This is a genomic window from Rhodococcus sp. NPDC127593 (assembly GCF_042671975.1).
Taxonomy (GTDB): Bacteria; Actinomycetota; Actinomycetes; order Mycobacteriales; family Mycobacteriaceae; genus Rhodococcus_F.
This window is the reverse complement of sequence record NZ_JBHXWI010000068.1, coordinates 11,754-34,142: the sequence shown is the minus strand read 5'-3', so window position 1 is coordinate 34,142 and position 22,389 is coordinate 11,754. Positions and strand designations below refer to the sequence as shown.

Below are 22,389 nucleotides of genomic sequence, written 5' to 3'. Positions count from 1 at the left end.
GTGCAGCAAAGTCCACGCCGGGGCATCCGGCCGAAATTCGAAGGAGTCCCCATGGCATCGCAGTTCGAGGCCGGACACTCCGGTCAACAGCCTCGGCGGGCGGACACCGAGAATCAGGCACGCGAGGATCTCGCGATGGAAGTCAAGGCCAAGACGCCGATCACTGACACCATCACGCAGCTGACTCTCGTCCGCGCCGACGGTAGAGACCTCCCTGAGTGGACGCCGGGTTCACACATCGACCTCGTACTCGGACCGGACATGGTCCGGCAGTACTCCCTGTGCGGACAACCCAGCGACCTTCGTTCATGGCAAGTGAGCGTCCTGTACCAACCCGACGGCCGAGGCGGCTCCACACGCCTCCATCACGAATTACGCGAAGGCGAAAGCATCACCGTTCGTGGGCCACGCAACAACTTTCACCTCGTCGAAGCGCCCCAGTATCTGTTCATCGCCGGAGGAATTGGAATCACCCCGCTCCTCCCGATGATCACGTCAGTCCATCGAGCAGGAGCCGAATGGTCCTTGATTTATGGGGGCCGCAGCCGACGCAACATGGCATTCGCGGACGACCTGAAACAGGCTCACCGCGACCGCGTGACCTTGGTGCCGGCAGACATCCACGGCCGCATCGATCTCGCTCGCATCCTCGCCGGTGTCACTCCCGATACCGCGGTCTTTGTGTGTGGCCCGGAGAGTCTGCTGTGTGCTGTGGAGGCGATGGCCGCCGAGTTCGACAATGTCGGCGAGATTCATCTGGAGCGGTTCACTCCCAAGACTCAAACGGACGCGCCGGTCCTCGATAAATTCGAAGTCGAATTCGTGCGAAGCGGGATCACCGTCTCAGTCGGACCGGATCAATCAATTCTCGACGCAGCACGGGCCGTCGGCATACCCGCGCCATTCTCCTGCTCCGAGGGCACCTGCGGAACCTGCGAAACAGACATCGTGTCGGGCCTAGCTGACCACCGTGATTCAGTCCTCAGTCCCACAGAGCAGAAAGAAAACAGCACATTGATGATCTGCATCAGTCGAGCCGCGTGTCCAAAAATCAAACTCGACCTCTGACAGCCCACCGAAGAGAGGAAAGATACCCATGGATAGCGCCGCTGTGAGCAGTAACGAACCGACAACCGGGTGCCCAGTCGCTCATACCGCCGCAGGATTCTCGTTCTTCGACCGCGAATATCAGGAGAATCCGGGAGCCTCGCTGGCATGGGCCCGCGAGAGTCAGCCGGTGTTCTACAACGACGACTCGGACTACTGGGTCGTCACGCGGCACGAAGACGTGAAATCAGTCTTCAGCCAATTCAATCAGTTCTCCGCAGCCATCACACTGACGCCGGTCACACCCCCCTCCGAGGAGGCGGGCGCGCAGCTCGGCAAGTACAACTTCGCACCCTGCCCCGTCCTCGCGGATTCCGACCCGCCCATGCATCGGCAGTACCGCCGGCTGAACGCTCCAGCATTCATGCCCGACCGTATCGACCCTCTCGCTCCCTACATCCGGGATACGACGAACGCCTACATCGATCGCTTCGTCGAGCAGGGCCATGCCGACCTGGTCGCCGAGATGCTCTGGGACATACCCTGCTTGGTTGCCCTGCAGTTCTTGGGGATTCCCGAAGAGGACGTCGGCACCGTACGCAAGCTCGCCACGTCGATGACCGAGTTCGTGTGGGGGCGTCCAACTCCCGAGGAGCAAGTGCGTGCCGCCGACGGCTTGGGCCAGTTCTGGGAGATGGGTGAGCGCGTCATCGGGAAACTCAAGGAACTCGACGATCCACCAGGGTGGCTGGGCCATGCGATCAAGATGCAGCGCGAACACCCAGACGTCATCTCCGACACGTGGCTGCAGACGAACGTCATGGGCGGCGCGATGGCGGCCCACGAAACTACGACGAATGCCACCGCGAACGCGGTCGTCACTCTGTTGAGGAACCGCGACCAGTGGGATCGCCTGTGTGCTCAGCCATCTCTGATCCCCGCGGCGGTCGAGGAGTGCCTGCGATTCAATCCCTCGGTGGCCGCCTGGCGCCGAGTCGCGAAGCAAGACGTGCAGGTCGGCAACGTCACGATTCCCGCAGGCGGAAAGATCCTCATGGTGATCGCGTCGGCGAACCAAGACGGCTCGGTGTTCGACGATCCCGAACGATTCGACATCGACCGAGACGCCAGACCGCACATCGCATTCGGCGCGGGCACGCACATGTGCCTAGGTAACCATCTCGCCCGGCTCGAGATGATCATCTATCTGGAAGAATTGACGCGACGACTGCCTCACATGACTCTTGACCAACAGGAGTTCCACTACGTTCCGAACACCTCGTTCCGAGGCCCTGAGTCGCTGCATGTCAGTTGGGATGTCGAAAAGAACCCAATCCTCACCTGAACGGCGCCCGGGCGCCCAGCGCTCCCCCGGTCTACCGAACGCTACGAACGGAGAAAGCACGCATGACCACCAACTCCATCGACTTCTCTGATACCAGGACCTGGCCGTCACTGGACGGACTTGCGCCAGGATTCGACGGCAACAAAGCCGTCAGGTCGAGCAGTGTGGCCGGCCGCGAGATCGCCTTTACGAACTCGCAGGGTAGCCGGGTGTCGCATCGTTTCGACACAACCACCGTCGAATGGAGCTACGAGCCCGGAACCGGCGACCCGCACCCGGCGCTCTCCGGAAGGGACGACTACGAGGCCTTCGATGTCGCAGAAGGATTGGTGTACACACAATTCCATCATCGAGATGACGTGCCGAATGTAGCAGTCAGCCTCGTCCTCGACTTCGAATCCGGACGCAGCCTAGCCATCGTGAGCACGATCGGAGATCCAACCGAAGGTCGGACCCGGGTGCAACACAACTTCCTGCAGGGCCGCATCGAGGGACTGGAGACGCGCGGACCAGAGCCGGCACCCACGACCGCACTCCTGGGACGACGAGCGCTGTGGACCTACAGCGACGAACACAGCTACGAGCACGTCTACCTTGGACCGCATTCGTACACGTGGCACTGCTTGGCCGGGCCCGCGGCCGGCCTTGCGGACACCGACGAGTGCACGACCTATGAATTACGCCCTGGAATTTACGTTTTTGCCTCGCGGGAGAAGGTGATCCCCTGCGCATCGGTCACAATTGCCGATCACCGCGACATCACGTCCCTGCGATCTTACGGGGCCCTCTTCGGGCTGGACGAGACCGGTGAATTGCCAACGCACTTCACGTTCGGTGCAGTAGGCGAGCTACTCAGTCACACGGTGCAGAAAGCCGATACCTCCCCCCGCGGAGCGCTCGCGCGCTGATGGGGCATCACACCATAACCACACACTGAAATACCGACAACCCGACGCGGACGTGCCGCACCTCGCGGTCGTGCTACCGCTATCTTCTGAAAGGACACACCATGTTGGCTAAAGGAAACGTCGAGGTCACCGATCTCCTCTGTGCTACTCCGCCCGCTATTCCCGAGGGTTCGCATGCGATGACACAACTCGTCGAACTCCCACCGGCCGACCCCGGACTCGCGCCGCATCGCCACTCCGGGCCGGTGTTCGGTTATGTGCTGGAGGGCAGGATCTTCTTTGAGCTGGAAGGTGAGGAGCCCAGAGAAATCGTTGCGGGTGAAGCTTTCTGGGAACCTGGAGGTGACGTCGTGCACTACCAGGTGTCAAATCCGGATCCGGAGGCTTGGAGCCGGTTTGTCGCGGTGTGCATCTGCGCTCCCGGCGTGGACATGATCACCATGCTCGAACCAGAAGAGATCATCGCTCGCGATCATCTACGTCACCCCAGCGCACGCCAGCACCAGGGCTAGCCGTCGCCCCGACAAGACGTCGTGCGATCGAATCGAAACGGAATGAGGATTCATGTCAATACTGTCGCGACGGCCGGTGGCCGACATCGTTGCCCGCAGGTTCGCCGCCAAGATCAACGCTGCGATCCACCCTGCCAGCGAACCGCGGTTCCCTGAAATCACCATCCGCACAACCGATATCAGCATCGAAACGCGCCACGGTCCGGTCGCCGCGACCATTTATCCCCCACAGTCACCGACAGGCAAACCTGGGGTGTATGTGAATGCTCACGGCGGCGGCTTCGTCGTGGGGCACCGAGAACAGGACGACGCCTGGTGCCGCTTCCTTGCCGCCCATGCCAATGTTTATGTACTCAATACGGATTATGCGTTGGCCCCGGACAAACGGTTTCCTACGCCCGCCGAACAGTTCTACGACGTAGTTCAGTGGGCATCAGCACCGGAGCGTGACTGGGACGGCACGCGGTTGTGCGTGGGTGGCCAGAGCGCAGGAGGCAATTTGTCGGCAGCCGTGTCGCGGATGGCGCTGGAAAACGGCGGCCCCGCCATCTCGTTGCAGATTCTGCATTACCCGCCGCTCGACATTGTGACGCCCCCCTCCCGCAAGCCATCACCGCTGGGCTCGAAAGCCGTCCTGCAGCCGTGGTTGTGTGAGGTGTTCGACACCGCCTACACTCCCGACCGCGCGCAGCGTAGCCATCGGTTCGTATCGCCGGCATGGGGAGACAACGCCAACGGCATCACGGGTATCGCACCGGCTTTGGTCATCACCGCGGAGTTCGACCGACTGCGCAATGAAGCCAGGCGCTACGCGGACAAGCTCGAGGCGGTCGGCTCGCTGGCCGAATACGTCGAGGTACGCGGTGTCGACCACGGTTACGACATCATGACCGACGAGACCGAGATAACACGGCGGATGTACGAGGTGATAGCAGCTCACGTCGACCGTGCAATCGGCTGAAACATTTCGTCGACGTTGGTCTTACGCCGAGGCTGCGTGCACGAGCATGGTTGGTCGCATCGTGGACGTCCACGATCACCCTTCTCGAGCTCGGACTGCCCGGCCGGCCAACACACCTACTCGACAACCTACTCGAAAGGAACACTATGACCAGCGTGAATATCGGCAAGCAGCACCCGCCCGTTTACCAGAGCCTGATGAAGCTGGATGCGGAAGTGAAGGCGGCCCTGGACAGTGCGGGAGTGGACCCGCTCCTGGTGGAGCTGGTGAAGATCCGCGTTTCCCAGCTGAACGGCTGCGCCTTCTGCCTTCGACTGCACACCCGCGACTCTCTGGCCAAGGGCGAGACGACGGATCGACTCGCGGTCGTCGCAGCGTGGTGGGAGTCGCAGTACTTCAGCGACCAGGAGCGCGCTGCGCTCGCTCTCGCCGAACAGGTCACCTCTCTCGCCGTCCCGGAACAGCGAACCTGGGATGACGGCTCCCTCACCGACGAACAGGTGTCCGCGATCAGCTGGCTCGCGACCGTGATGAACGCCTGGAACCGGGTCGCGATCACCAGCCACTACCCGGTGGCACCGTAAAGTTCTCGGCCCTCGGCGCTTTCGCGGAGGGCCGAGAACGGATCGTGTCAGGGAACCGTGATGTTTGTGGTGCCGCCAGGGCATCGCCGAGCGTGCGTCTCTGCGGGGCGCTGAGTGAGTACTTGTCCGAGGTGGAGCCGTGGGGTCAGTGAAAGGTTGGGTCGCAGATGGTGAGGAAGAGTTGGATGGGTCGGGCCAGGAGTAGGCCGGATCCGCTGGATGTACCTTTCGGTGTCCGCCTCGGGATCCTGGTGACGAGCGGGTGGCTCCGGTATCAACCCCACGGGGGCCAGTCCCCCACCCGTCGTTGGCGTCTCATTCTCTGTCGCAATAATATTCGCGATCTTATCGTGCATGGCCTACGAGGATGGCGCGATCTGCGGCAAGCACTCCCGGAGCCCCCGTCGCACCATGCCGGCCGTGGCCTATGCCGCTGTGATCACCATAGGATCGGTCTACACGCTGACGAGGTTCGATGTAGTGATCACTTTCGGCAGCGACAGAGTCTTCGCAGTAGCCGCCACCGCTCTTACCGAGCGGATGTCGGGGAACGCGGCGAACTCACTCCCCCGATCCGAGTGTGACGATGTTCGAGACCCCTGTCGCGTACGCGGCGATGCTCGTCGGAGCAGTCGGCGCGGTCGTGCCGATGTGGCGGGCACACGGCACGGATTGCCGGGTGCGGATCGCGCACGGCGCAATGGCGGTGTCCATGGTCGCGATGATGATCCCCGGCGTGCCGGCGGGGATTCACCTGCTGGAGGGTGCCGTCCTCATCGCCCTCGCCGTGTTCGTCACCGGTGAGACGATGCACCGCCGGACCGCCGTTCCCTGCGCGGTGGACCTCACCGCCATGGGGGTGCTGTTGCTCCTGGCCCCGACGTCCGCCCCCGCCCCGGCGGCGCCGGTGCCGCCGGGCCACCACCACGGTGGCGCTGGAATCTCGACAGGTTGGCTTCCACTCCTCGTGCTCGTGTGCTGGGCGCTGTTGACACTGCACCTCTTTCGCTCCACCCCGCGCCGCGAACGCCGATCCGGCGTCAGGACCGCGGCGGCGGGATCCGCACTGATGATCCTGGGCATGGCCCCCATGGCCGTCTGAAGCCCGCACGGATCCGAGAAGACCGTCGAGGAATCGGCCGCCCCGCAGCGACGCACCACCCTCAACCCTGAGCACCGAGCAGAGTCCTCGCCCACTTCGCATTCACAGACTCATTCAGAGAAAAGAGTTTCCGTGTCCATTGTGTCCGAATCCACCGCACCGCAGAAGGTCGAGCTGACCGACGAGGAGATCTTCGCCGGCCACATCGGGGGGAAGCTCTCGGTCGAGACCACGACCGCCCTCGATACCCAGCGCGCCCTGTCCATCGCCTACACGCCCGGCGTCGCGCAGGTGTCCCGCGCCATCGCCGCCGACGAAACGCTCGCCGATCGTTACACCTGGACCAGCCGCCTCGTGGTCGTCGTCTCCGACGGTTCCGCGGTGCTCGGCCTCGGGGACATCGGCCCCCGCGCCTCCCTTCCCGTGATGGAGGGCAAGTCCGCCCTGTTCAAGAGTTTCGCGGGCCTGAACTCGATCCCGCTGGTCCTCGACACCAAGGACCCCGACGAGATCGTCGAGACCCTGATCCGGCTGCGCCCGAGCTTCGGGGCGGTCAATTTGGAGGACATCTCCGCGCCGCGCTGCTTCGAGATCGAGAAGCGGGTCATCGAGGCCCTGGACTGCCCGGTCATGCACGACGACCAGCACGGCACCGCCATCGTCGTCCTGGCCGCCCTCAAGGGTGCGGTCAAGGTCCAGGACCGGGACCTGCGCGAGCTGCGGGTGGTCATCTCCGGTGCCGGCGCCGCCGGCGTCGCCTGCGCGAACATCCTGCTCGCCGCCGGGATCGCCGATGTGACGGTCCTCGACTCCAAGGGCATCGTCTCCACCGACCGCCACGATCTGAACGAGGTCAAGGTGGATCTGGCCGCGCGCACCAACCCGGCCGGCCGCCGCGGCGGCATCGTCGAAGCGCTCGACGGGGCGGATGTGTTCCTCGGGGTGTCCGCGGGCACGGTGCCGGAGGAGTTGATCGCGACGATGGCGGAGAACTCCATCGTGTTCGCGTTGTCGAACCCGGACCCGGAGATCCACCCGGACATCGCCCGCAGGCATGCGGCGATCGTGGCGACCGGGCGCAGTGATTTCCCGAACCAGATCAACAATGTGCTGGCCTTCCCCGGGGTGTTCCGTGGTGCGCTGGACGCCGGTGCCCGCCGGATCACCGAAGGTATGAAGCTCGCCGCCGCCGAGGCAATCCTCTCGGTCGTCGGTGACGAGCTGGCTGTAGACAAGATCGTTCCCAGCCCGCTCGATCCTCGCGTCGCCCCCGCTGTCGCGGAGGCAGTCGCCGCCGCCGCTCACGCAAAAGGCGTCACCACATGACACTGCGCTGTACCGCCTACGGCGTGTTGTCGGCCGTATCCGTTGTCGGCTTTCACGTCAACATGGGCATTGCTTGCTTCGGCGCCCTGACCACCCGCTCGAAAACAGGCAGAGACGATGGCACTGCCGAGTATCTCGGTATTTCATGATGAACTGACAGCAGATCCGACCCGCTGGCGTGAATCCGACTTTGGCGTGGATGGCTCTGCGACGACTCACCATGGACGATATCAAGCCCGATGCGACCACAACCTGCCCCAGCATCAGCGATGCCGGCAGTATCAACAACTCCCACCCCGTCGAACCATACGCCTGCGACCACACCACGATCACGGTGGCCAAAATCCACGTCAAAACTTGCCCCAGCGTGATCAACGCGCCGGCCCACGTCCGATCAGCGCTTCGGACGAGCCCGATCGTGCCCGCTACCGCCCCCACCAACGCGGCGATCAAACCGACCGGGGTCGGGAGCAGCACCATCAGACCGAGAAGCGGCCAGGCTCGACCATCCCCGTGGTGACCAGTTGCGGCACTACGAACAGCCCACCGACGCAGCGCACAGCACCGAGACGACCGATGCGCTCGTGGGTATCTTCACCGCATCAACCTAGACCAGACTTCAGGCTCACCCGGCCGTCCACGATTGCAGTGGAACTCACCATCACGCGGCCTCACTTGCGACGACCGCGCCAAAGTAAGGCAGGCCCGCCCTGGATCAACACCGGTGGCTACGGCCCGCCCTACCTCGGCGACAGTCGGTAGTCTCGAAACATGGGTAAGCGCACGGTCCCGAGCGGCACGGTGCATAGCGTGCCAGCAGACCTACGAACGGCGTTGGACGACGACGGCCCGGCGCTCAAAGCGTGGAATGACATCACCCCACTGGCACGCAACGAGTGGATCTGCTGGGTCGAGGATGCCAAGCTCGACGAAACGAGAGCGCGTCGAATCGAGAGGACGCATACCGAACTGGCTGAAGGCAAGCGCCGCCCATGCTGCTGGCCTGGTTGTAGCCACCGGGAAAAGACCGGTAAGTAGTAGAACCCTCCGCATTACCTCGCCCCCGTGCGTACGCTAATGGTGTTGGTGTCAAGCGATGCCAGCCCTGCTGATGGGGTTGGGAACGACGAGCTGGCATCGCGGTGCATCTCTGATGAATGGCCCGCTTGTCGCGTCAGCACGGAGGGTGGGTGCTTCACCTCGTCTTCAACCCCGACGGCGACGGAGTGCAGTACCGGCGAGTGACGACGAGAACACCCTGCAGTCGAGGCCGTCGGCGGGTTGATTCCGCTCGCGCACGCCATCGGAAAGAGTGCCGTGACCGCATAGGAGTCCGCATTACGCTCAGTAGGCTGCCGTGACAATGATCATGATCTCCACGAGAATGTTCGGGGCCGGCAGGGATTGCGCAGTTTCCCGGGCTGGCGGCGGACCGTCAAGCGCCGGTGAGTTTTCCCGTCGTCTCTGGTCTGTACTGGTGTGAGTAGACACGAAGCGTGCGGGAGCAGTCGATACGCCCGCGTTACGCCGACGGGCAGGGGCTACCGGTCAGCGGTGTATCGCTTCATGAACAACAAGGAGAAAGTCTCATGACATCGACACCACCCTCCACGGGAACCTCCAACGCGACACCGGCGCCGACGGGCGGAACCACGAAGAAGGCCAGAATTGCCGGACTGGTCGTCAGCGCCCTCGTTGTGCTGTTTCTCCTGTTCGACTCGCTCATCCACATCGCGAACACGCAAATGGTGCGCGAGGCGATGGCCGAGCTGGGCTTTGCCGAGAACCTCAACCGTGTCATCGGGGTCGTTCTGTTGGTGTGCCTGATTCTCTACATCGTGCCCGCCACGGTGATCCTGGGCGCGGTGCTCCTGACCGGATACCTCGGTGGAGCCGTCGCGACCAACATGCTCACCGAGCAGCCGATCGTCAGCACCACCCTGTTCCCGATTTACGTCGGCATCTTCGTGTGGGGCGGTCTGTACCTGCGGGACGCGCGGGTGCGATCGATGATGCCTGTCCGACGCGCCTGAACCAACCTGGCCTGCCAGCGAATGCCGTTGTACCGAACGGAATCGCGTCCCCACGCGAACGGTCAGATCGTGCACCGCGCACACTATGTGAGCGCGGCGTCACGCAATTCGGCGTATGAATCTTCCATCGCCACCGCCAGCCGGGCAACGTCGGGCAGCACCTCGGGGTCGGTGCAGAGCCCGATACCGACGATCCCGGCGCAGGAGATCGCTGAGATCCGCAGCGCGTGGTGTGCGGCGGGCTCGGAGGAGGAGAAAAGCCGCTCGACCCGGCGTCCGGAAACGCTGACCGGCACAGCCGGGCCGGGGACGTTGGAGATCGAGAGGCTGAACTCGCGCGCGCTGCCGGCGAGTCGCTGCGCAACTTCTTCGACGCGCTTCACGCGTCCGAGAGCGTGGAAGAGATCGAACAGCTCTTCGGCGTCGTCGAGGAGCTTTCGCTTGCTGGTCTCGGCGTTGATCCGGTCGAGTCGGGTGAGCGGATCCGCCTCGGCGAGCGGCAGATCGACGTTCAGGAAGGAATCGCGGTTTCCGAGTTCGCCCGCTCCCTCGTCCCGGTGGTGCAGGCTGACCGGAACCTGAGCACGGAGACGCGGCAGGGCCGTGTCGCCGGCGCCGAGCCAGCTTCGCAGGCCGCCGGCGACGATCGCGAGGAGTACGTCGTTGACGGTTGCTCGACCAGGGCGTGAGGCGCCGATCGCCTTCAGCTCCGGGAGCGGGGCGACGGTGAAGGCGAGCTCGCGGGCGGCACTGATCGGGCGGTCGAAGGGCGAGTGTGATCCGCGATGGCCGAGCTCACGATGCACAGCCGCGGGCATCCGCAGTGCTTCGTCGACCCGCGACCGTTGCGGCGAAGCGGCGCGAAGGCCCGGTCGCGATTCTCGCGGGGGCGGTTCGAGGTGCCGATCCCAGAGGACGTCGTCGAGGAAGCGAACCGCGCTGATCCCGTCGGCCATCGCGTGATGGATCCGGACCGCGATCGCTTCACGCCCGTCGCCGAGTGGGCCGATCAGATCGAACGTCCACAGTGGACGCTCGTGGTCGAGGTGCTCGGACATCAGCTTGCTGACGGCCCGCCACAGATCGTCACGCGAGGCACACTCGGGCTCTTCCCGGCGCCGGATGTGGTCTCTGATCTCGAATGCGGTCGCCTCGACCCAGCGCGGCTCCGGTCCCGAGGTATCGATCCGTTGCGTCGCTCGCGGCTGGCTCGAAAGCCGCTCCGCCACGGCAGTTCGCAGAGCCTCGACGTCGAGCGGGGAGGTGGCCGGCCCGAGAACGACGAGCTTGAGCGTGTGGCCGGTTATCACCGCCGATTCGAGCCCCAGGATGTGTGCGTCGTCGGCGGACAGCCGATCGGGATCCTCGCGGCTCACCTCGGCAAGTCTATTCGGGTCTGCACCTTTTCGAACCAGGAACGTCGATCCCGCAGCTCAGCACGGACCCGGAGTGTGTTGCTTGCCTGTATCAGTTCGTCCGCGGCCCGGCCCCGGACTTCACAGCGGTGCGGTGATCGGCGCCTCGGGGGCGTGGGTGACAGTGGTGCGCCCGGTCTCGAGGTACTCGGTGACGGCCTGGTCGACGACGGCGTTGCCACCCTGGATCCCCGCACCGTGATCTCCTCCCTCGACGGTGACGAGGTGCGCCCCCATGTCGTGGGCGAGCTGAACTCCGCCCTGATAGGGGGTCTGCGGGTCGCGCATTCCCTGCAGGACGAGCGGGGCCGTTACCAGTCCTCGATTGCTCAACGTGGGCAGCGCGACAACGGGCGGCGCACCGGCACATTCGGGCCCGGCGCTGTAGCTGTACCCGATGAGGTCGAAGAGATCTCCGGTGACGAAGGTGGAGAAGAGCCAACCCGGAATGCGGTCCGGCCGGGCGGCGACATTGTTCTCGTTGCACAGGACCAGTGACTGCATCATCTGGGCCTGGGCAATCCGCTCGTACTCTTGCTCCGTCAGGTCGTCCATCGCGGTGCCGTCGGGAATCGCGTCTCGACCGTCCCGGATCACCCGAGCCATGAGCGGCCAACTGTTGCGGGCGGGAAGCACCTGCCGCGTCATCACGTAGATGCTGGACGACATCTGGGTGTGCGACGGGTCGGCGAGGCCACGGACGAAGGCCTCGAACTGAACGCGTGCCGGTCCGGTGAGATCGACCCCACGGCGATAAGCATCCGCAACGGCCTGCAAGCCGGGCGGTACGTCACCGATCTGGGCGGGTGGTGGCGCGAGGGTCGGGTTCCCGCCGGCTTCCTCGACGATCCGGTCCGACCACCGCTGATACACCTTCAGTGGAGTGTCACCGAGCCCGTATGTGTCTTCGTGGGCGGCGATCCAGTCCATCAGGTCGTAGAAGCGATCCTTGTAGCCGTCGTTCTGCTGCCACAACACGTCGTTCCACAGCCACTTCTGGTCGACCGCGGAATCGAGGACCATGCGACCGGTGTGCTGAGGGAAGAGAGTCGCATAGGTGGATCCGAGAATCGTGCCGTACGAGAGGCCGTAGATGTCGATGACGTCCTCGCCGAGTGCGAGCCTGACCTGCTCCCAGTCCTTCGCGGTGTTCTCGGTTGTCAGGTGCGCCGTGGTGCCCGGCGCAGCGGACTCGCATGCGTTACGCGTCGCAGCACCGCCGAAGCCGAGGCTCATCGCCGTCGTCTGTTCAGGGGCCAGCACGCACTCGACCGCGCCGGCGTAGGGAAGCCCGCGCGGTTGGACACCGATCACGTCCCACTGTGCGCGGACCGCGTCGGGCAGGATCTCGACGAACATGCTGTTCGAGCCGATCGCGTCTCCGCCGGGCCCACCGGGATTGGTGAACAGCACGCCGCGGCGCGAGCCGGGATCCTCGGCGCGGTGGCGGGTGACCAGCACGTCGATCGTGCCGGCGGCGGGGTCCGCGTAGTTGCGGGGAACGGTGACCGAGGCGCACTGATCGGATGCCGGGTCCAGCTCGTATTCGGCCGGGCAGGACCCCCAGCGAAGATCGTCACCCGGTGCCGGCTGTGCGGTGGCGAGCGGTACCGCCCCCAGGGCGAGTGTGGCGGTGAGGCCGCCGACGAGGGCGACAAATCGCGTACGCCGTGCAAACCTCGCGCCCGCGCGCTGCCTCGAGTCCAAGTGCCCATCGATCCCCGGCATACTTTCGCGATCCCCCTCGTAGTCCCGTGTCGTGACGATAGTGGCGCCTGGGCCGCTGCGCAGCCAGTGCGCTCGCTCTCGCCTCAGCAGCCAGTGTCTCAGACGCACCATCGCGACGATCGGCAATCCGGAATCGAAGATATCGCCACGGAATGTCCGGGCGCACACGTCTTTGCGATGCTGCGGCCACCGTGAAAGCCGGGGGCGGAAGTGTTCGCCAGGTGGTCGGCCGCGCCTGGCGTACTGTATTGGCGTGCGCTACGAGGTAGTTGAGTCCGATACCGCGACCGCATTGGGCAGCGGTGACGTTCCGGTGCTGTCGACCCCCCGGCTGATTGCATGGATGGAGGCGGCCACCGTCGCTTGCGCTGCATCGTTCATCAGTGCGGGCCAGACGACAGTCGGGACCGCTGTCCGAATCGAGCACCGCGGCCCGACACCGGTTGGTGCCAGCGTCGAGATCGCCGCCGAGCCACCAGCCGCCGCTGTGGGCCACCGCCTTACCTTCACCGTGCGGGCGACCGATAGCTCGGGGAAAGTTGTCGCGTCGGGCGAGATCGACCGGGCGATCGTCGACCGGGACCGGTTCCTCGAGGCGGCGTCACCCGGGAAGCCTGATCGCTGATCGAGCTTGTCGCGCACTCACCACTGATCGCCACGTCACGACCAGCCCGATCCCCTAGCCCTGACGGCGGGCACCGTTGCGTTCCCGCCACCACCACGGCGCATCGACGAAGTGGTTGTCGAACTCGTTCTGCGCTGCCGCAAGTTCGTCGAGCGTGGCGTCCCCGGCCTGGATCCTGCCGAGCAATCGGAAGTACTCGAACCGTTCGATTCCGGGAGTGAGCACGATCGGCACCCTAGCCGCGGAATCCGGTAACGCGCCGAATGCGTGTGGCATCAGTTCGGGCACCACCAGGGATCCCCCCGGCCTCGACGGTCATGATTCGGTCACCGGCCATCACTTGTAGTTCACCGTCGATGACGTAGAGCAACCCCGACGATCGCTTGTGGAAGTGTGGGACTGCGCCATCGGCTCCGGCTCGGAGTCGGACCTTCAGTGAGCTGAGTGAACCGCCCGTAGCCGAGGAATCGAAGAGCAAACACATCGAAGCCGAGTCGTTCCCGACCACCTCGCAACGCTCAGTGGACACGGATACTGCTCGTTCGGTGCAGTTGTCGGTCATCGCATTCTCCTGGTTTCGTTTTCGGTCAGACGGCCAGCAGTACAGCGGCCACGATCAGAGCCACTGCCGTAGCACCGTGGATCGCGAACGCGGCTTTCCGGTCACCACCGTTCGACAGCACGATCCACATATCGCCGAGCGGAGTCACGGCAAGTAGAAGCACCAGCAAGGCGAGTTGGTCGCGGGCCGCGAAGGTGAAGACGATCACCAGAAGACCACTGGTGACGTCGCGGATCCCCTTCACTTGCCACCAGCCGCGGGCGTCGGCTGCGGGGTTGGTGGGAAGCCCGAATCCCGCGGCATTCTTCTCGTTCTTTGCAAGGTAGGCCGCACCGATCCCCATGATTCCGAGGGCCCCTATCCAGCTGATGACGAGTCCGATCCAGGCGAGCATTGCCGTTCCTTCCGTCTGAAGTATCTCTATCACCGATAGATTAATGATGGACGGAACTCTACCAGTGATAGACTTTGGTCGTGGGAGTTCGAGAACGCAAAGCAAGGGAAAAGCAAGATCGCGAGCGCAGGATCGTCGACTGCGCCCGCGCCATCGCCGAAAACGACGGCTGGCCGGCCGTAACGACTCGCCGTCTCGCCAACGAGATCGAATACAGCCCTCCCGTGCTCTACAGCCACTTTCCGGACGGCAGGGACGGCATCGTCAGCGCGGTCGCGCTCCTCGGCTTCCGAGACTTCACACACATAATGCGGCAGGTGCTGGACGAGGCCGGCGACGCCGATCGTCTGACGAAGTTCATCAGCGCCTACCTCGACTTCGCGACCGAGAACCCCGCCACCTACGAAGCGATGTTCTCGATGCAACTGGGAGTGCGCTTCGCCCACGAATCCACACCGCCGGAACTTCGTGACGCATTCACCGTCCTCGTGTCGGCCGTCGGTGGGGACCAAACCCGGAACGCGGAGACCAAAGCAGAGCTCTTCTGGAGCGCATTACACGGCATGTCCGTCCTCACCCACGGGCAACGACTCGCCCCCGACAACCGGCGGGCACGCGTCGACACACTCGCAGAGCTGTTCGGTTCAGCGAAATAGACACCGGCACAACACCCCACGCGTCCTCCACTCTCGGCCACCAGCACGCCCGATTGACGCAGTACTCGCGGCGGAGTTACCCCGTTCGCGTCCCGATTTCGAGGTTGCAGCGTCTACCTACCCGTCGCTGAAGAGTGACCGGTGGATCTCGCCGGATGTCGGCGTGGGTGAATCACCGGTACGCGGCGCCTCGGAGACGGGCTGATGCGGGGTGCTGTGGGTCAGCGTTCGCTGCGCAGAAAAGAGTGGGAGTTCGGACTTGTCGTGATCGATGGCCATATTTGTTCCTTGATTCAGATGTATTTGGGTGCGGTCGGGTGGGGCGATGGCGACCGAGGAAATCGGTGTCGAAATGTGTCGCGGTCCGCATGGTGCCGTAGGCGCGATCGGCATGAAGGTGTCAGCGTCGGATCCGAGAAGACGGCGTGCCCACCCTGGGAGATGTTCGCGCGGTGCGGATCTGCGTGGCGCCTGGTCGTGCGTGCCTGTAGCCATTGGCATCAAATGGACGCTCCTTGCATCGACCGCGAACCGGCCGGCATACTTTCGAATCGGGAACGCCTGAGCCGACACGCTCGACGCGACAACCATTCCGATGTACTAAGCCTATACCCCCACACCATCTGCCTGCTCAACAGTGAACGATCTCACTACGTGGCCCCAGCGAATAAGCGACCTGCAGAGGCAGGCCATCCCCACCTCGCGACTCGGGCGCCTGTGAGGCCGACGGAAGGCTCAGGACACGGTCGACAGCCATGACGCTTCGTCCGCCACCGAAGCGGACACGTGGATCGACTCCCCCACCATGCCGAGGGCCGGCGCATCTCCATCGGTCGCGACGTCGACGCGACATAACCGGGCGATCTACTCGTGAGAAACCACCCCCGGCGCACTTCGCGAGCGATACTGGAATGCCCCACCCTTCCGAGGAGACGTGAACATGAGCCTGTACGCAGTTGTGGACCCCGCCACCGGAAAGACGGTGCGCGAATATCCGACCGCGACCGACGAGCAGATGCAGGCGGCGTTGTCCGCGGCGGAGAAGGCGCACCGTGAGTGGTCGCGGCCCTCCACGGTGGTCGAGCGCGCCGGACTGCTCAGGAAGGTCGCCGCGTTACACACCGAACGCCGCGACGAACTGGCCAAGATCATCCAGCGGGAGATGGGTAAGCCGCTGGACCAGTCGTTGGGGGAAGTCGACTTCAGCGCCGCGATCTACCAGTACTACGCCGACAACGCCGAGAAGTTCCTGGCCGACGAGCCGATCGACCTGGTCGAGGGTGAGGGTACCGCGCTGATCCGCCGAAACTCGATCGGCGTGCTGATCGGGATCATGCCGTGGAACTACCCCTACTACCAGGTCGCCCGGTTCGCGGGTCCGAATCTGGCACTGGGCAACACCATCGTGCTCAAACACGCACCGCAGTGTCCGGAATCGGCGGCGGCACTAAACCAAATCTTCACCGACGCCGGATATCCGGAGGGCGCCTACGTCAACGTCTACGCCACCAACGAGCAAATCGCCGACGCGATCGCCGACCCGCGGGTCCAGGGCGTGTCATTGACCGGATCCGAGCGTGCCGGTGCAGCCGTCGCCGAGATCGCCGGCCGCAACCTCAAGAAGGTGGTACTGGAACTCGGCGGTTCTGATCCGTTCATCGTGCTCAGTTCCGATGACCTCGACGCCACCGTAAAAGCGGCAGTGGAAGGTCGTTTCGAGAACACCGGACAAGCCTGCAACGCCGCGAAGCGATTCATCATCGCCGACGACCTCTACGACGACTTCGTCGGCAGATTCACCACCGAGGTGCTCGCCACGGCACAAGGACTCGCGCCGCTGTCGTCGGTCGCCGCCGCCGACCGGCTGTCCGAGCAGGTACAGCAGGCGATCGCCGAGGGCGCCACACTGGTGTCGGAAGGGGAACGGCAGGGTGCCTTCTTCCCACCCGCCGTGCTGACGAATGTGTCACGGGACTCACGTACCTACCGGGAGGAACTGTTCGGGCCGGTTGCGACTGTCTACAAGGTGCGTTCAGAGGAAGAGGCCGTCGAGCTAGCCAACGACACCCCGTTCGGTCTCGGCTCGTATGTGTTCACTACCGACCCCGATCAGGCCCACCGTGTCGCCGACTCACTGGAGGCGGGCATGGTGTTCGTCAATGCCGTTGGTGCCGAAGGAGTTGAGCTGCCGTTCGGCGGCGTCAAGCGCTCCGGTTTCGGTCGCGAACTCGGCAAGTACGGGATCGATGAATTCGTGAACAAGAAACTCATCCGCATCAGCTGAATCATCGATTCCAGTATCGACGCACACTCGGCATGCAGTTCGATATCGGCGTCCAGGGGTGCGTCACGGCACATGCGGGAAAGCAAGAGAGGAGCGGCGTCGATTCCTTGAAGAGGGTCACCAAGACGATGACGCACTTCATCGCCGAATGATCCGGGGCAGCCGACGCCATGAGGTCGATCGCTGCCGGGGCGGCCACGGCGTCGGGTCATGGTCGACCTTTGCGACCCACCAGATGAAAGACGCGACTGAGTTGGCGGTAGGGATCTCGTCGGCCGGCTTCGAGTTCGACCGCGGCCGCCGCTTCCACCTGCTTCGAATCGTCCGGGTCCAAGTGGGCTCCACTGAAATCGAGCCAGTCGACGAACAGCCACACTCCATACCAGCGCACTGGCTCCACGCCGCGGCTCTGCACGAGTTCGCTGAGTTCCTCCACCGTGTCGGCGCGAGTCGGCACTCCCAGCACCCCGATCTCGCCCCGGGCGTCGAACGATGCCAGAGCGTCGTCCCACCGCTGTTCCAGGGCCGGGCGCACCGCCATCGCCTTGGCGTTGCCCGTCATGATCGAGACGACGCCACCGGCAGCAGCGCATCGGCACAGCTGGTCGACCAACGGCTCCGGCTGCTCCAGGTACCCGAGCACGCCATGACACAACACGGCGGCGAAGCGTTGCCCCTTCACCGCCTCGTCGGCGTTCTCGCCGTCGGCCTCCACGAGCGTCACCCGCCGCTGGGCCTCACCAGGCAGCCGCTGGAGTCGCTGGTGGGCTTTGTCCAGCATCGCCGACGACGGGTCGAGCAATGTCACGTCGTAACCGGCCAGGGCGAGCGGAAACGATTGATGACCCGCACCGCCGCCGACGTCGAGCACAGGTGCCGGAGGCGGCGGCAAATTCTCCAGCAGCTGCTGGTGCAACACATACGTGCGCACACGCCCTTTCACCGAGGCATCAGCGCTTCGATGTCACGCTGCTTCGTCACATCGGTGGATACCGTCACCGCTGCGTCGGGAGACTCGAGTGGCAGGGGTTCGGTCCCCGGTCGATGTCCGAGTACGAGACGGAATCCGTCCTTCCGCAGGCGGCGTGTCACGGCACCGCCCAACCCGCCATCCGCGCCGGTCACGACGGCCACCGGTGCGCTCATGTGATCGCACCTTGAAATGCCATTCGCATCACCGATTCCTCGGTGGCATCCGCCCGAGAGAGCTCGCCTACTGTTCGTCTGCCGCGCATGACTACGATTCGATCCGAGGCGCCGAGAAGTTCGGGTAGCACGGAAGACACCATGATGATCGCGATGCCGTTGTCTGCCAGTTCGCGAATGAGTCTGTGCACTTCGGCTTTCGCACCGACATCGATGCCACGGGTCGGTTCGTCGAGCAGCAGGACACGTGGGTTGGTGGCCAGCACCTTGGCGAGCGCCACCTTCTGCTGGTTGCCGCCGGACAGGGCACCGACCGGCAGCGCGGCGCTCGCCGCCTTGATGCGGAGTTCGCCGAAGAACTTGTCGACGATCTTGGTCCCGCGTCTGCGCCGCAACCACGGTCCGCTACTCATCTGCGCGAGACTGGCCAACTCGATGTTGGAGCTGATCGACAGTCCGAGATGAAGTCCCTGGTCCTTGCGGTCTTCGGGGACGAGGCCGATCCCACACTCGATCGCTTCGTGCGGATGCGAGGCGGTGTACTCGGTGCCGTCGAGCATCATCATGCCCGCAGTGATCCGCGTTGCTCCGAAGATCGCTTGTAGCACCTCGGTGCGTCCACTACCCACCAGCCCACCGATACCGAGAATCTCACCCGGCGCGACGTGCAGGGTTGCCCCTCGCACCCCAGGTGCTTGGATCTCGGTAACGGTCAGGATCGGATCGACGGACGACGCCGGTGCGCTGGTGTGCCCGTGATAGAGCGCGCCGAGATCGCGGCCGATCATGTGCTTGATCAACGAGTCTTCGGTGAACTCGGCGGTCGGAGCGGTAATGATGTGGCGACCGTCGCGCAACACGGTGATGGTATCGGAGTATTCGAGTACTTCCGGTAGATCGTGGCTGATCAGGACCACCGCGGTGCCGGCATCGCGCAGTTCACGGAGCAGCCCGAGGAGCCGTCGAGAGTCGTCGTGGGGAAGGGACGAGGTCGGTTCGTCGAAGAAGATGACCCGGGCGTCGAGCGCGAGGGTGCGGGCAATTTCGACCAACTGCTGTTCGGCGATCGACAATCGGCCGGCGGCCTGCCGGGGATCGACCGTCAATCCGACTCGGCCGAGATAGCGTGATGCCTCGGCTGACAGGGCTTTTCGATCCACGAAGCCCCAACGCGACGGTTCGGCGCCGACCAGGACGTTCTCGACCACCGACACCGAACCGATCACCGACAGTTCTTGGTGCACGATAGCGATTCCATGCTCGGCGGCCTGCGCCGGGCTCTTGATCGACACCGGGTCGCCGCCGAAGAGGATCTCGCCCTCGTCCGGGGCCGCGAAGCCTGACAGGATCTTCGACAGCGTCGACTTTCCTGCACCGTTCTCGCCGATCAAGGCATGGATCATGCCGGGCTCGAGGGTGATCGATACGCCCTCGAGAGCAGCAACGCCGGCGTAACGCTTCGAGATTCCGCGGGCTTCGAGCAATCCGGTTCGGACGGCGGTGTCGACGGTCATTCGCCCGGCTCCCCACGGGTGACCCGGTCGAGCACCACTGCGGCGACAACGACGGCGCCGGTGACGATCTGCTGCCAGTAGAACGGCACATTCATCAGGGTCAACCCGTTTCCGAGGACTGCGATGACCAGTGCGCCGAGGAACGTGCCGGCCAGTCTGCCCCGCCCCCCGAAGAGGCTGGTTCCGCCGACGACGACTGCGGCGATGACATCGAGTTCGAAGCCGATGCTTCCGGCCGGTTGCCCGGAGGAAAGCTTGGCGGCGAGGATCAGCGATGCCACCCCGGCGCAGAATCCGGCGAACACGAAAGCGAACAACAGAACTCGTGACACTCGGATACCGGACAGGCGTGCGGCTTCCTTGTTGCCACCAACGGCGTAGATGCGCCGGCCGATCTTCAGCCGGTGCAGGACCACGTATCCGACAGCGAAGGTGACGCCCATGATGAGCACCGGCACGGGAATCGGACCGACCTTGCCGATGCCGATTTGGGTAAAGGCGGAGTTGTTGATCGAGATCGGGTAGCTGTCGGTGATCAGCAGGGCGATACCGCGTAGAGCCGTCAGGGTGGCAAGCGTAGCGATGAAGGCCGGCACTTTCGCAACCGTGACGAGCACACCGTTGAGCAGTCCGCAGCCGATAGCAGCAACGAGCGTGATGGCGATGGCCGCGACGGCCGACATTCCGGTCGACAGTGTTGCATGCTGGAGATACAGCGCCGCGACGCTGCCCGTCAGGGCGACGATCGATCCGACCGACAGGTCTATCCCGGCAACGAGAATCACGACGGTGGCACCGACGGCCGCGATCGCGGTTATCGAAACCTGCTGGAGCACATTGGTGAGGTTGTTGGCCGTAATGAAGTTCGGGGCCTGGACCGAGAAGAACGCAACGAGCAGGACCAATGCGACCACGGGGCCGAGCTGGGCGAGTTGCTTGACGGCGTGACCGTCGAGGAGGCGTGTCCGTGCGGTGTCTGTTGAAGCCGTCGACGGCTTCGACGCGCCGGGTACCGGGGTGGTGGTTGTCATGAGTGCTCCCGAGCTCAGAATGCGGGTTGCGTGGTTGCGGTGCCGTCCCTGGTCACCAGCTCCTCGTCCAAGACCTTGAACTGCGGAACCTCCTCGCCGCGAAGGTACTTGACGACCTCCTCGACCAGGATCCCGGCCGTGGGCTTGTGGATGACGGTGGCGAGCGTCTGTCCGCTCTCGATTGCGGTGAACATGTCGGTCTCGCCGTCGGCGCCGACGACGTCGACTCCGGTCCGTCCGCTGGACTGCAATGCGGCGACTGCGCCGAGTGCCGCCTCGTCGTTGGCGCCGAACACCAGGTTGACATCCGGGTTCGCGGCGAGCATGTTCTGGGCGGCCTTCTCCGAATCGGCGCGACGGTAGTTGCCGGGCTGCTCGGCAACGATGTCGAACATGCAGGCCCGCAGCAGGGGAAGCATGAACGCACCGACCCGCGCATCGCTCGATGCGTCTCCGGGAATGCCGGAAATCACGGCGACCTTGATGTCCTGTTGTCCGGCGTAGTGGTCGACGACCCATTCGCCGAGTTGCTGGCCTTCGGTGGCGTAGGGCGCCAGGACTTGCGAGGCCGGCTTCACTCCCAGCATGCCTTTCTGGGTGAAGAAGTACGGCACCCCGGCCGTGGAGGCCTGCGACAGGACGGCGCTGAGTCCTTCGGTGTTTGCGGGCATCATCATCAGCGCATCCGTGCCCTGTGCGACGGCGGTCTGGATGTCGTTGAACTGCTGGTTGACGTCGTCATTGGCGCTGATGACGTTGATGTCGACACCGAGCTTGCGGGCGGCTTCTTCGGCGAGCTGCTTCTGCTTGACGAGGAACGGGTGGCTGAGTCCTTCGATCGAAAACGTGATCTTGATCGGGTCGTCGGCGCCGAGTGGTTCGGGGTTGGTGTTGGTTTCCTTGTCCGAGTTCGCGGCGGCGATTCCGTAGATGTTGCCTGCGAGCTTCTTTTGGATCTCGGCGATCTGATCGTGGTTCTTGGCGCATCCGCCGTCGTCGACCACCACGTCGGCGGCCTGGGTGTCGGCGGTAGTGGCGTTGTTGTTGACATTCGCGCTGCACGCCGTTCCAGCAACCAGAGTCGCCGCGCAGGCAAGTGCGGGAATCAGAGCACGGGTTTTCTTCATGGGGGGTTCCTTCTGGCGGAGGGGCCTACTCGAGGCGTGTTAGTCCGACCGCTGTGGTTGCAGCGGTGGGAGTGGCAAATATGTTGTGC

The 22,389-nt window shown here is 64.2% G+C and carries 23 protein-coding genes and 1 pseudogene; 14 read left to right on the top strand and 10 right to left on the bottom strand.

All coding sequences use genetic code 11. From position 1 onward, the window contains the following. Positions 1–135: 135 nt before the first annotated feature. The 11 genes from ACFVJ3_RS41240 to ACFVJ3_RS41190 all read left to right on the top strand — a co-directional run bounded on the left by ACFVJ3_RS41240 (position 136) and on the right by ACFVJ3_RS41190 (position 9,818). Entirely contained in the window at positions 136–1,068 is a 933-nt protein-coding gene (locus ACFVJ3_RS41240) for a PDR/VanB family oxidoreductase (RefSeq protein WP_378457557.1), read from the top strand. 28 nt (positions 1,069–1,096) lie between these two features. Continuing rightward, complete coding sequence (locus ACFVJ3_RS41235) at positions 1,097–2,392, top strand: cytochrome P450 (RefSeq protein ID WP_378457556.1); 1,296 nt, start codon at positions 1,097–1,099, stop codon at positions 2,390–2,392. 62 nt (positions 2,393–2,454) lie between these two features. Continuing rightward, positions 2,455–3,300 (top strand): MoaF C-terminal domain-containing protein, encoded by an 846-nt coding sequence (locus tag ACFVJ3_RS41230; RefSeq protein WP_378457555.1) that lies wholly within the window; start codon positions 2,455–2,457, stop codon positions 3,298–3,300. Between the two features lie 101 nt (positions 3,301–3,401). Continuing rightward, a complete protein-coding gene (locus ACFVJ3_RS41225) occupies positions 3,402–3,812 on the top strand; it encodes a cupin domain-containing protein (RefSeq protein WP_378457554.1) in 411 nt (136 codons plus the stop codon). Between the two features lie 52 nt (positions 3,813–3,864). Continuing rightward, positions 3,865–4,773: an alpha/beta hydrolase gene (locus ACFVJ3_RS41220; RefSeq protein ID WP_378457553.1), complete on the top strand. Its 909-nt coding sequence runs from the start codon at positions 3,865–3,867 to the stop codon at positions 4,771–4,773. A gap of 146 nt (positions 4,774–4,919) precedes the next feature. Then, complete coding sequence (locus tag ACFVJ3_RS41215; protein ID WP_378457552.1) at positions 4,920–5,357, top strand: carboxymuconolactone decarboxylase family protein; 438 nt, start codon at positions 4,920–4,922, stop codon at positions 5,355–5,357. A 586-nt stretch (positions 5,358–5,943) separates the two neighbouring features. Next, entirely contained in the window at positions 5,944–6,459 is a 516-nt protein-coding gene (locus tag ACFVJ3_RS41210) for a DUF5134 domain-containing protein (protein ID WP_378457551.1), read from the top strand. 132 nt (positions 6,460–6,591) lie between these two features. Beyond that, positions 6,592–7,785: an NADP-dependent malic enzyme gene (locus tag ACFVJ3_RS41205; protein WP_378457550.1), complete on the top strand. Its 1,194-nt coding sequence runs from the start codon at positions 6,592–6,594 to the stop codon at positions 7,783–7,785. After that, on the top strand, positions 7,782–7,934 hold the full coding sequence (locus tag ACFVJ3_RS41200) for a hypothetical protein (RefSeq protein ID WP_378457549.1): 153 nt from the start codon (positions 7,782–7,784) through the stop codon (positions 7,932–7,934). The genes ACFVJ3_RS41205 and ACFVJ3_RS41200 overlap by 4 nt, the downstream gene beginning before the upstream one ends. 622 nt (positions 7,935–8,556) lie before the next feature. After that, positions 8,557–8,823, top strand: coding sequence for a YdeI/OmpD-associated family protein (locus tag ACFVJ3_RS41195; protein ID WP_378457548.1), 267 nt, complete (start codon positions 8,557–8,559; stop codon positions 8,821–8,823). Between the two features lie 551 nt (positions 8,824–9,374). Further along, positions 9,375–9,818: a DoxX family protein gene (locus ACFVJ3_RS41190; RefSeq protein WP_378457547.1), complete on the top strand. Its 444-nt coding sequence runs from the start codon at positions 9,375–9,377 to the stop codon at positions 9,816–9,818. Between the two features lie 83 nt (positions 9,819–9,901). Here ACFVJ3_RS41190 and ACFVJ3_RS41185 read toward each other — a convergent pair whose 3' ends face one another. Further along, positions 9,902–11,194 carry a wax ester/triacylglycerol synthase domain-containing protein gene (locus ACFVJ3_RS41185; RefSeq protein WP_378457546.1) on the bottom strand — a complete coding sequence of 431 codons (1,293 nt, stop codon included), beginning with the start codon at positions 11,192–11,194 and terminating at the stop codon, positions 9,902–9,904. Positions 11,195–11,314: 120 nt separating this feature from the next. Further along, positions 11,315–12,961, bottom strand: a complete 1,647-nt coding sequence (locus tag ACFVJ3_RS41180) for an alpha/beta fold hydrolase (RefSeq protein ID WP_378457545.1) — start codon at positions 12,959–12,961, stop codon at positions 11,315–11,317. Between the two features lie 253 nt (positions 12,962–13,214). Between ACFVJ3_RS41180 and ACFVJ3_RS41175 the strand changes: the two genes are divergently transcribed. Further along, positions 13,215–13,586 (top strand): thioesterase family protein, encoded by a 372-nt coding sequence (locus ACFVJ3_RS41175; RefSeq protein WP_378457544.1) that lies wholly within the window; start codon positions 13,215–13,217, stop codon positions 13,584–13,586. 54 nt (positions 13,587–13,640) lie between these two features. On the opposite strand, the pseudogene ACFVJ3_RS41170 reads toward ACFVJ3_RS41175, so the two are convergent. Together ACFVJ3_RS41170 and ACFVJ3_RS41165 are read right to left on the bottom strand one after the other, a co-directional pair. Beyond that, a pseudogene (locus tag ACFVJ3_RS41170) lies at positions 13,641–14,070 on the bottom strand (cupin domain-containing protein). Positions 14,071–14,173: 103 nt separating this feature from the next. Continuing rightward, the gene (locus tag ACFVJ3_RS41165; RefSeq protein ID WP_378457543.1) at positions 14,174–14,542 is read right to left on the bottom strand and encodes a DUF4267 domain-containing protein; all 369 of its coding nucleotides are present in this window, start codon (positions 14,540–14,542) and stop codon (positions 14,174–14,176) included. Between the two features lie 80 nt (positions 14,543–14,622). Here ACFVJ3_RS41165 and ACFVJ3_RS41160 point away from each other — a divergent pair, with 80 nt between their 5' ends. Then, positions 14,623–15,198 (top strand): TetR/AcrR family transcriptional regulator, encoded by a 576-nt coding sequence (locus ACFVJ3_RS41160; protein WP_378457542.1) that lies wholly within the window; start codon positions 14,623–14,625, stop codon positions 15,196–15,198. 117 nt (positions 15,199–15,315) lie between these two features. Here the strand turns inward: ACFVJ3_RS41160 and ACFVJ3_RS41155 are convergent, their stop codons facing one another. After that, positions 15,316–15,477, bottom strand: a complete 162-nt coding sequence (locus ACFVJ3_RS41155) for a hypothetical protein (protein ID WP_378457541.1) — start codon at positions 15,475–15,477, stop codon at positions 15,316–15,318. Positions 15,478–16,138: 661 nt separating this feature from the next. Between ACFVJ3_RS41155 and ACFVJ3_RS41150 the strand changes: the two genes are divergently transcribed. Then, entirely contained in the window at positions 16,139–17,482 is a 1,344-nt protein-coding gene (locus ACFVJ3_RS41150) for an NAD-dependent succinate-semialdehyde dehydrogenase (protein WP_378457540.1), read from the top strand. Positions 17,483–17,690: 208 nt separating this feature from the next. Here the strand turns inward: ACFVJ3_RS41150 and ACFVJ3_RS41145 are convergent, their stop codons facing one another. From ACFVJ3_RS41145 to ACFVJ3_RS41125, 5 genes are read right to left on the bottom strand one after another with little or no spacing between them, the layout of a single operon-like run. After that, entirely contained in the window at positions 17,691–18,425 is a 735-nt protein-coding gene (locus tag ACFVJ3_RS41145; protein ID WP_378457539.1) for a class I SAM-dependent methyltransferase, read from the bottom strand. Then, positions 18,422–18,628: an SDR family NAD(P)-dependent oxidoreductase gene (locus ACFVJ3_RS41140; RefSeq protein WP_378457538.1), complete on the bottom strand. Its 207-nt coding sequence runs from the start codon at positions 18,626–18,628 to the stop codon at positions 18,422–18,424. The genes ACFVJ3_RS41145 and ACFVJ3_RS41140 overlap by 4 nt, the downstream gene beginning before the upstream one ends. Next, positions 18,625–20,142: a sugar ABC transporter ATP-binding protein gene (locus ACFVJ3_RS41135; protein WP_378457537.1), complete on the bottom strand. Its 1,518-nt coding sequence runs from the start codon at positions 20,140–20,142 to the stop codon at positions 18,625–18,627. Before ACFVJ3_RS41135 ends, ACFVJ3_RS41140 begins: the two co-directional genes overlap by 4 nt. Next, on the bottom strand, positions 20,139–21,173 hold the full coding sequence (locus ACFVJ3_RS41130; protein WP_378457536.1) for an ABC transporter permease: 1,035 nt from the start codon (positions 21,171–21,173) through the stop codon (positions 20,139–20,141). Before ACFVJ3_RS41130 ends, ACFVJ3_RS41135 begins: the two co-directional genes overlap by 4 nt. A 14-nt stretch (positions 21,174–21,187) precedes the next feature. Next, positions 21,188–22,300: a substrate-binding domain-containing protein gene (locus ACFVJ3_RS41125; RefSeq protein ID WP_378457535.1), complete on the bottom strand. Its 1,113-nt coding sequence runs from the start codon at positions 22,298–22,300 to the stop codon at positions 21,188–21,190. Positions 22,301–22,389 lie beyond the last annotated feature (89 nt).

What these genes read in the sequence shown, in the direction of transcription:
- ACFVJ3_RS41240 (WP_378457557.1), top strand. Translation starts at nt 136, where the DNA reads ATGGAAGTCAAGGCCAAGACGCCGATCACTGACACCATCACGCAGCTG.
- ACFVJ3_RS41235 (WP_378457556.1), top strand. Translation starts at nt 1,097, where the DNA reads ATGGATAGCGCCGCTGTGAGCAGTAACGAACCGACAACCGGGTGCCCA.
- ACFVJ3_RS41230 (WP_378457555.1), top strand. Translation starts at nt 2,455, where the DNA reads ATGACCACCAACTCCATCGACTTCTCTGATACCAGGACCTGGCCGTCA.
- ACFVJ3_RS41225 (WP_378457554.1), top strand. Translation starts at nt 3,402, where the DNA reads ATGTTGGCTAAAGGAAACGTCGAGGTCACCGATCTCCTCTGTGCTACT.
- ACFVJ3_RS41220 (WP_378457553.1), top strand. Translation starts at nt 3,865, where the DNA reads ATGTCAATACTGTCGCGACGGCCGGTGGCCGACATCGTTGCCCGCAGG.
- ACFVJ3_RS41215 (WP_378457552.1), top strand. Translation starts at nt 4,920, where the DNA reads ATGACCAGCGTGAATATCGGCAAGCAGCACCCGCCCGTTTACCAGAGC.
- ACFVJ3_RS41210 (WP_378457551.1), top strand. Translation starts at nt 5,944, where the DNA reads ATGTTCGAGACCCCTGTCGCGTACGCGGCGATGCTCGTCGGAGCAGTC.
- ACFVJ3_RS41200 (WP_378457549.1), top strand. Translation starts at nt 7,782, where the DNA reads ATGACACTGCGCTGTACCGCCTACGGCGTGTTGTCGGCCGTATCCGTT.
- ACFVJ3_RS41195 (WP_378457548.1), top strand. Translation starts at nt 8,557, where the DNA reads ATGGGTAAGCGCACGGTCCCGAGCGGCACGGTGCATAGCGTGCCAGCA.
- ACFVJ3_RS41190 (WP_378457547.1), top strand. Translation starts at nt 9,375, where the DNA reads ATGACATCGACACCACCCTCCACGGGAACCTCCAACGCGACACCGGCG.
- ACFVJ3_RS41180 (WP_378457545.1), bottom strand. Translation starts at nt 12,961, where the DNA reads ATGCCGGGGATCGATGGGCACTTGGACTCGAGGCAGCGCGCGGGCGCG.
- ACFVJ3_RS41165 (WP_378457543.1), bottom strand. Translation starts at nt 14,542, where the DNA reads ATGCTCGCCTGGATCGGACTCGTCATCAGCTGGATAGGGGCCCTCGGA.
- ACFVJ3_RS41155 (WP_378457541.1), bottom strand. Translation starts at nt 15,477, where the DNA reads ATGGCCATCGATCACGACAAGTCCGAACTCCCACTCTTTTCTGCGCAG.
- ACFVJ3_RS41150 (WP_378457540.1), top strand. Translation starts at nt 16,139, where the DNA reads ATGAGCCTGTACGCAGTTGTGGACCCCGCCACCGGAAAGACGGTGCGC.
- ACFVJ3_RS41140 (WP_378457538.1), bottom strand. Translation starts at nt 18,628, where the DNA reads ATGAGCGCACCGGTGGCCGTCGTGACCGGCGCGGATGGCGGGTTGGGC.
- ACFVJ3_RS41135 (WP_378457537.1), bottom strand. Translation starts at nt 20,142, where the DNA reads ATGACCGTCGACACCGCCGTCCGAACCGGATTGCTCGAAGCCCGCGGA.
- ACFVJ3_RS41130 (WP_378457536.1), bottom strand. Translation starts at nt 21,173, where the DNA reads ATGACAACCACCACCCCGGTACCCGGCGCGTCGAAGCCGTCGACGGCT.
- ACFVJ3_RS41125 (WP_378457535.1), bottom strand. Translation starts at nt 22,300, where the DNA reads ATGAAGAAAACCCGTGCTCTGATTCCCGCACTTGCCTGCGCGGCGACT.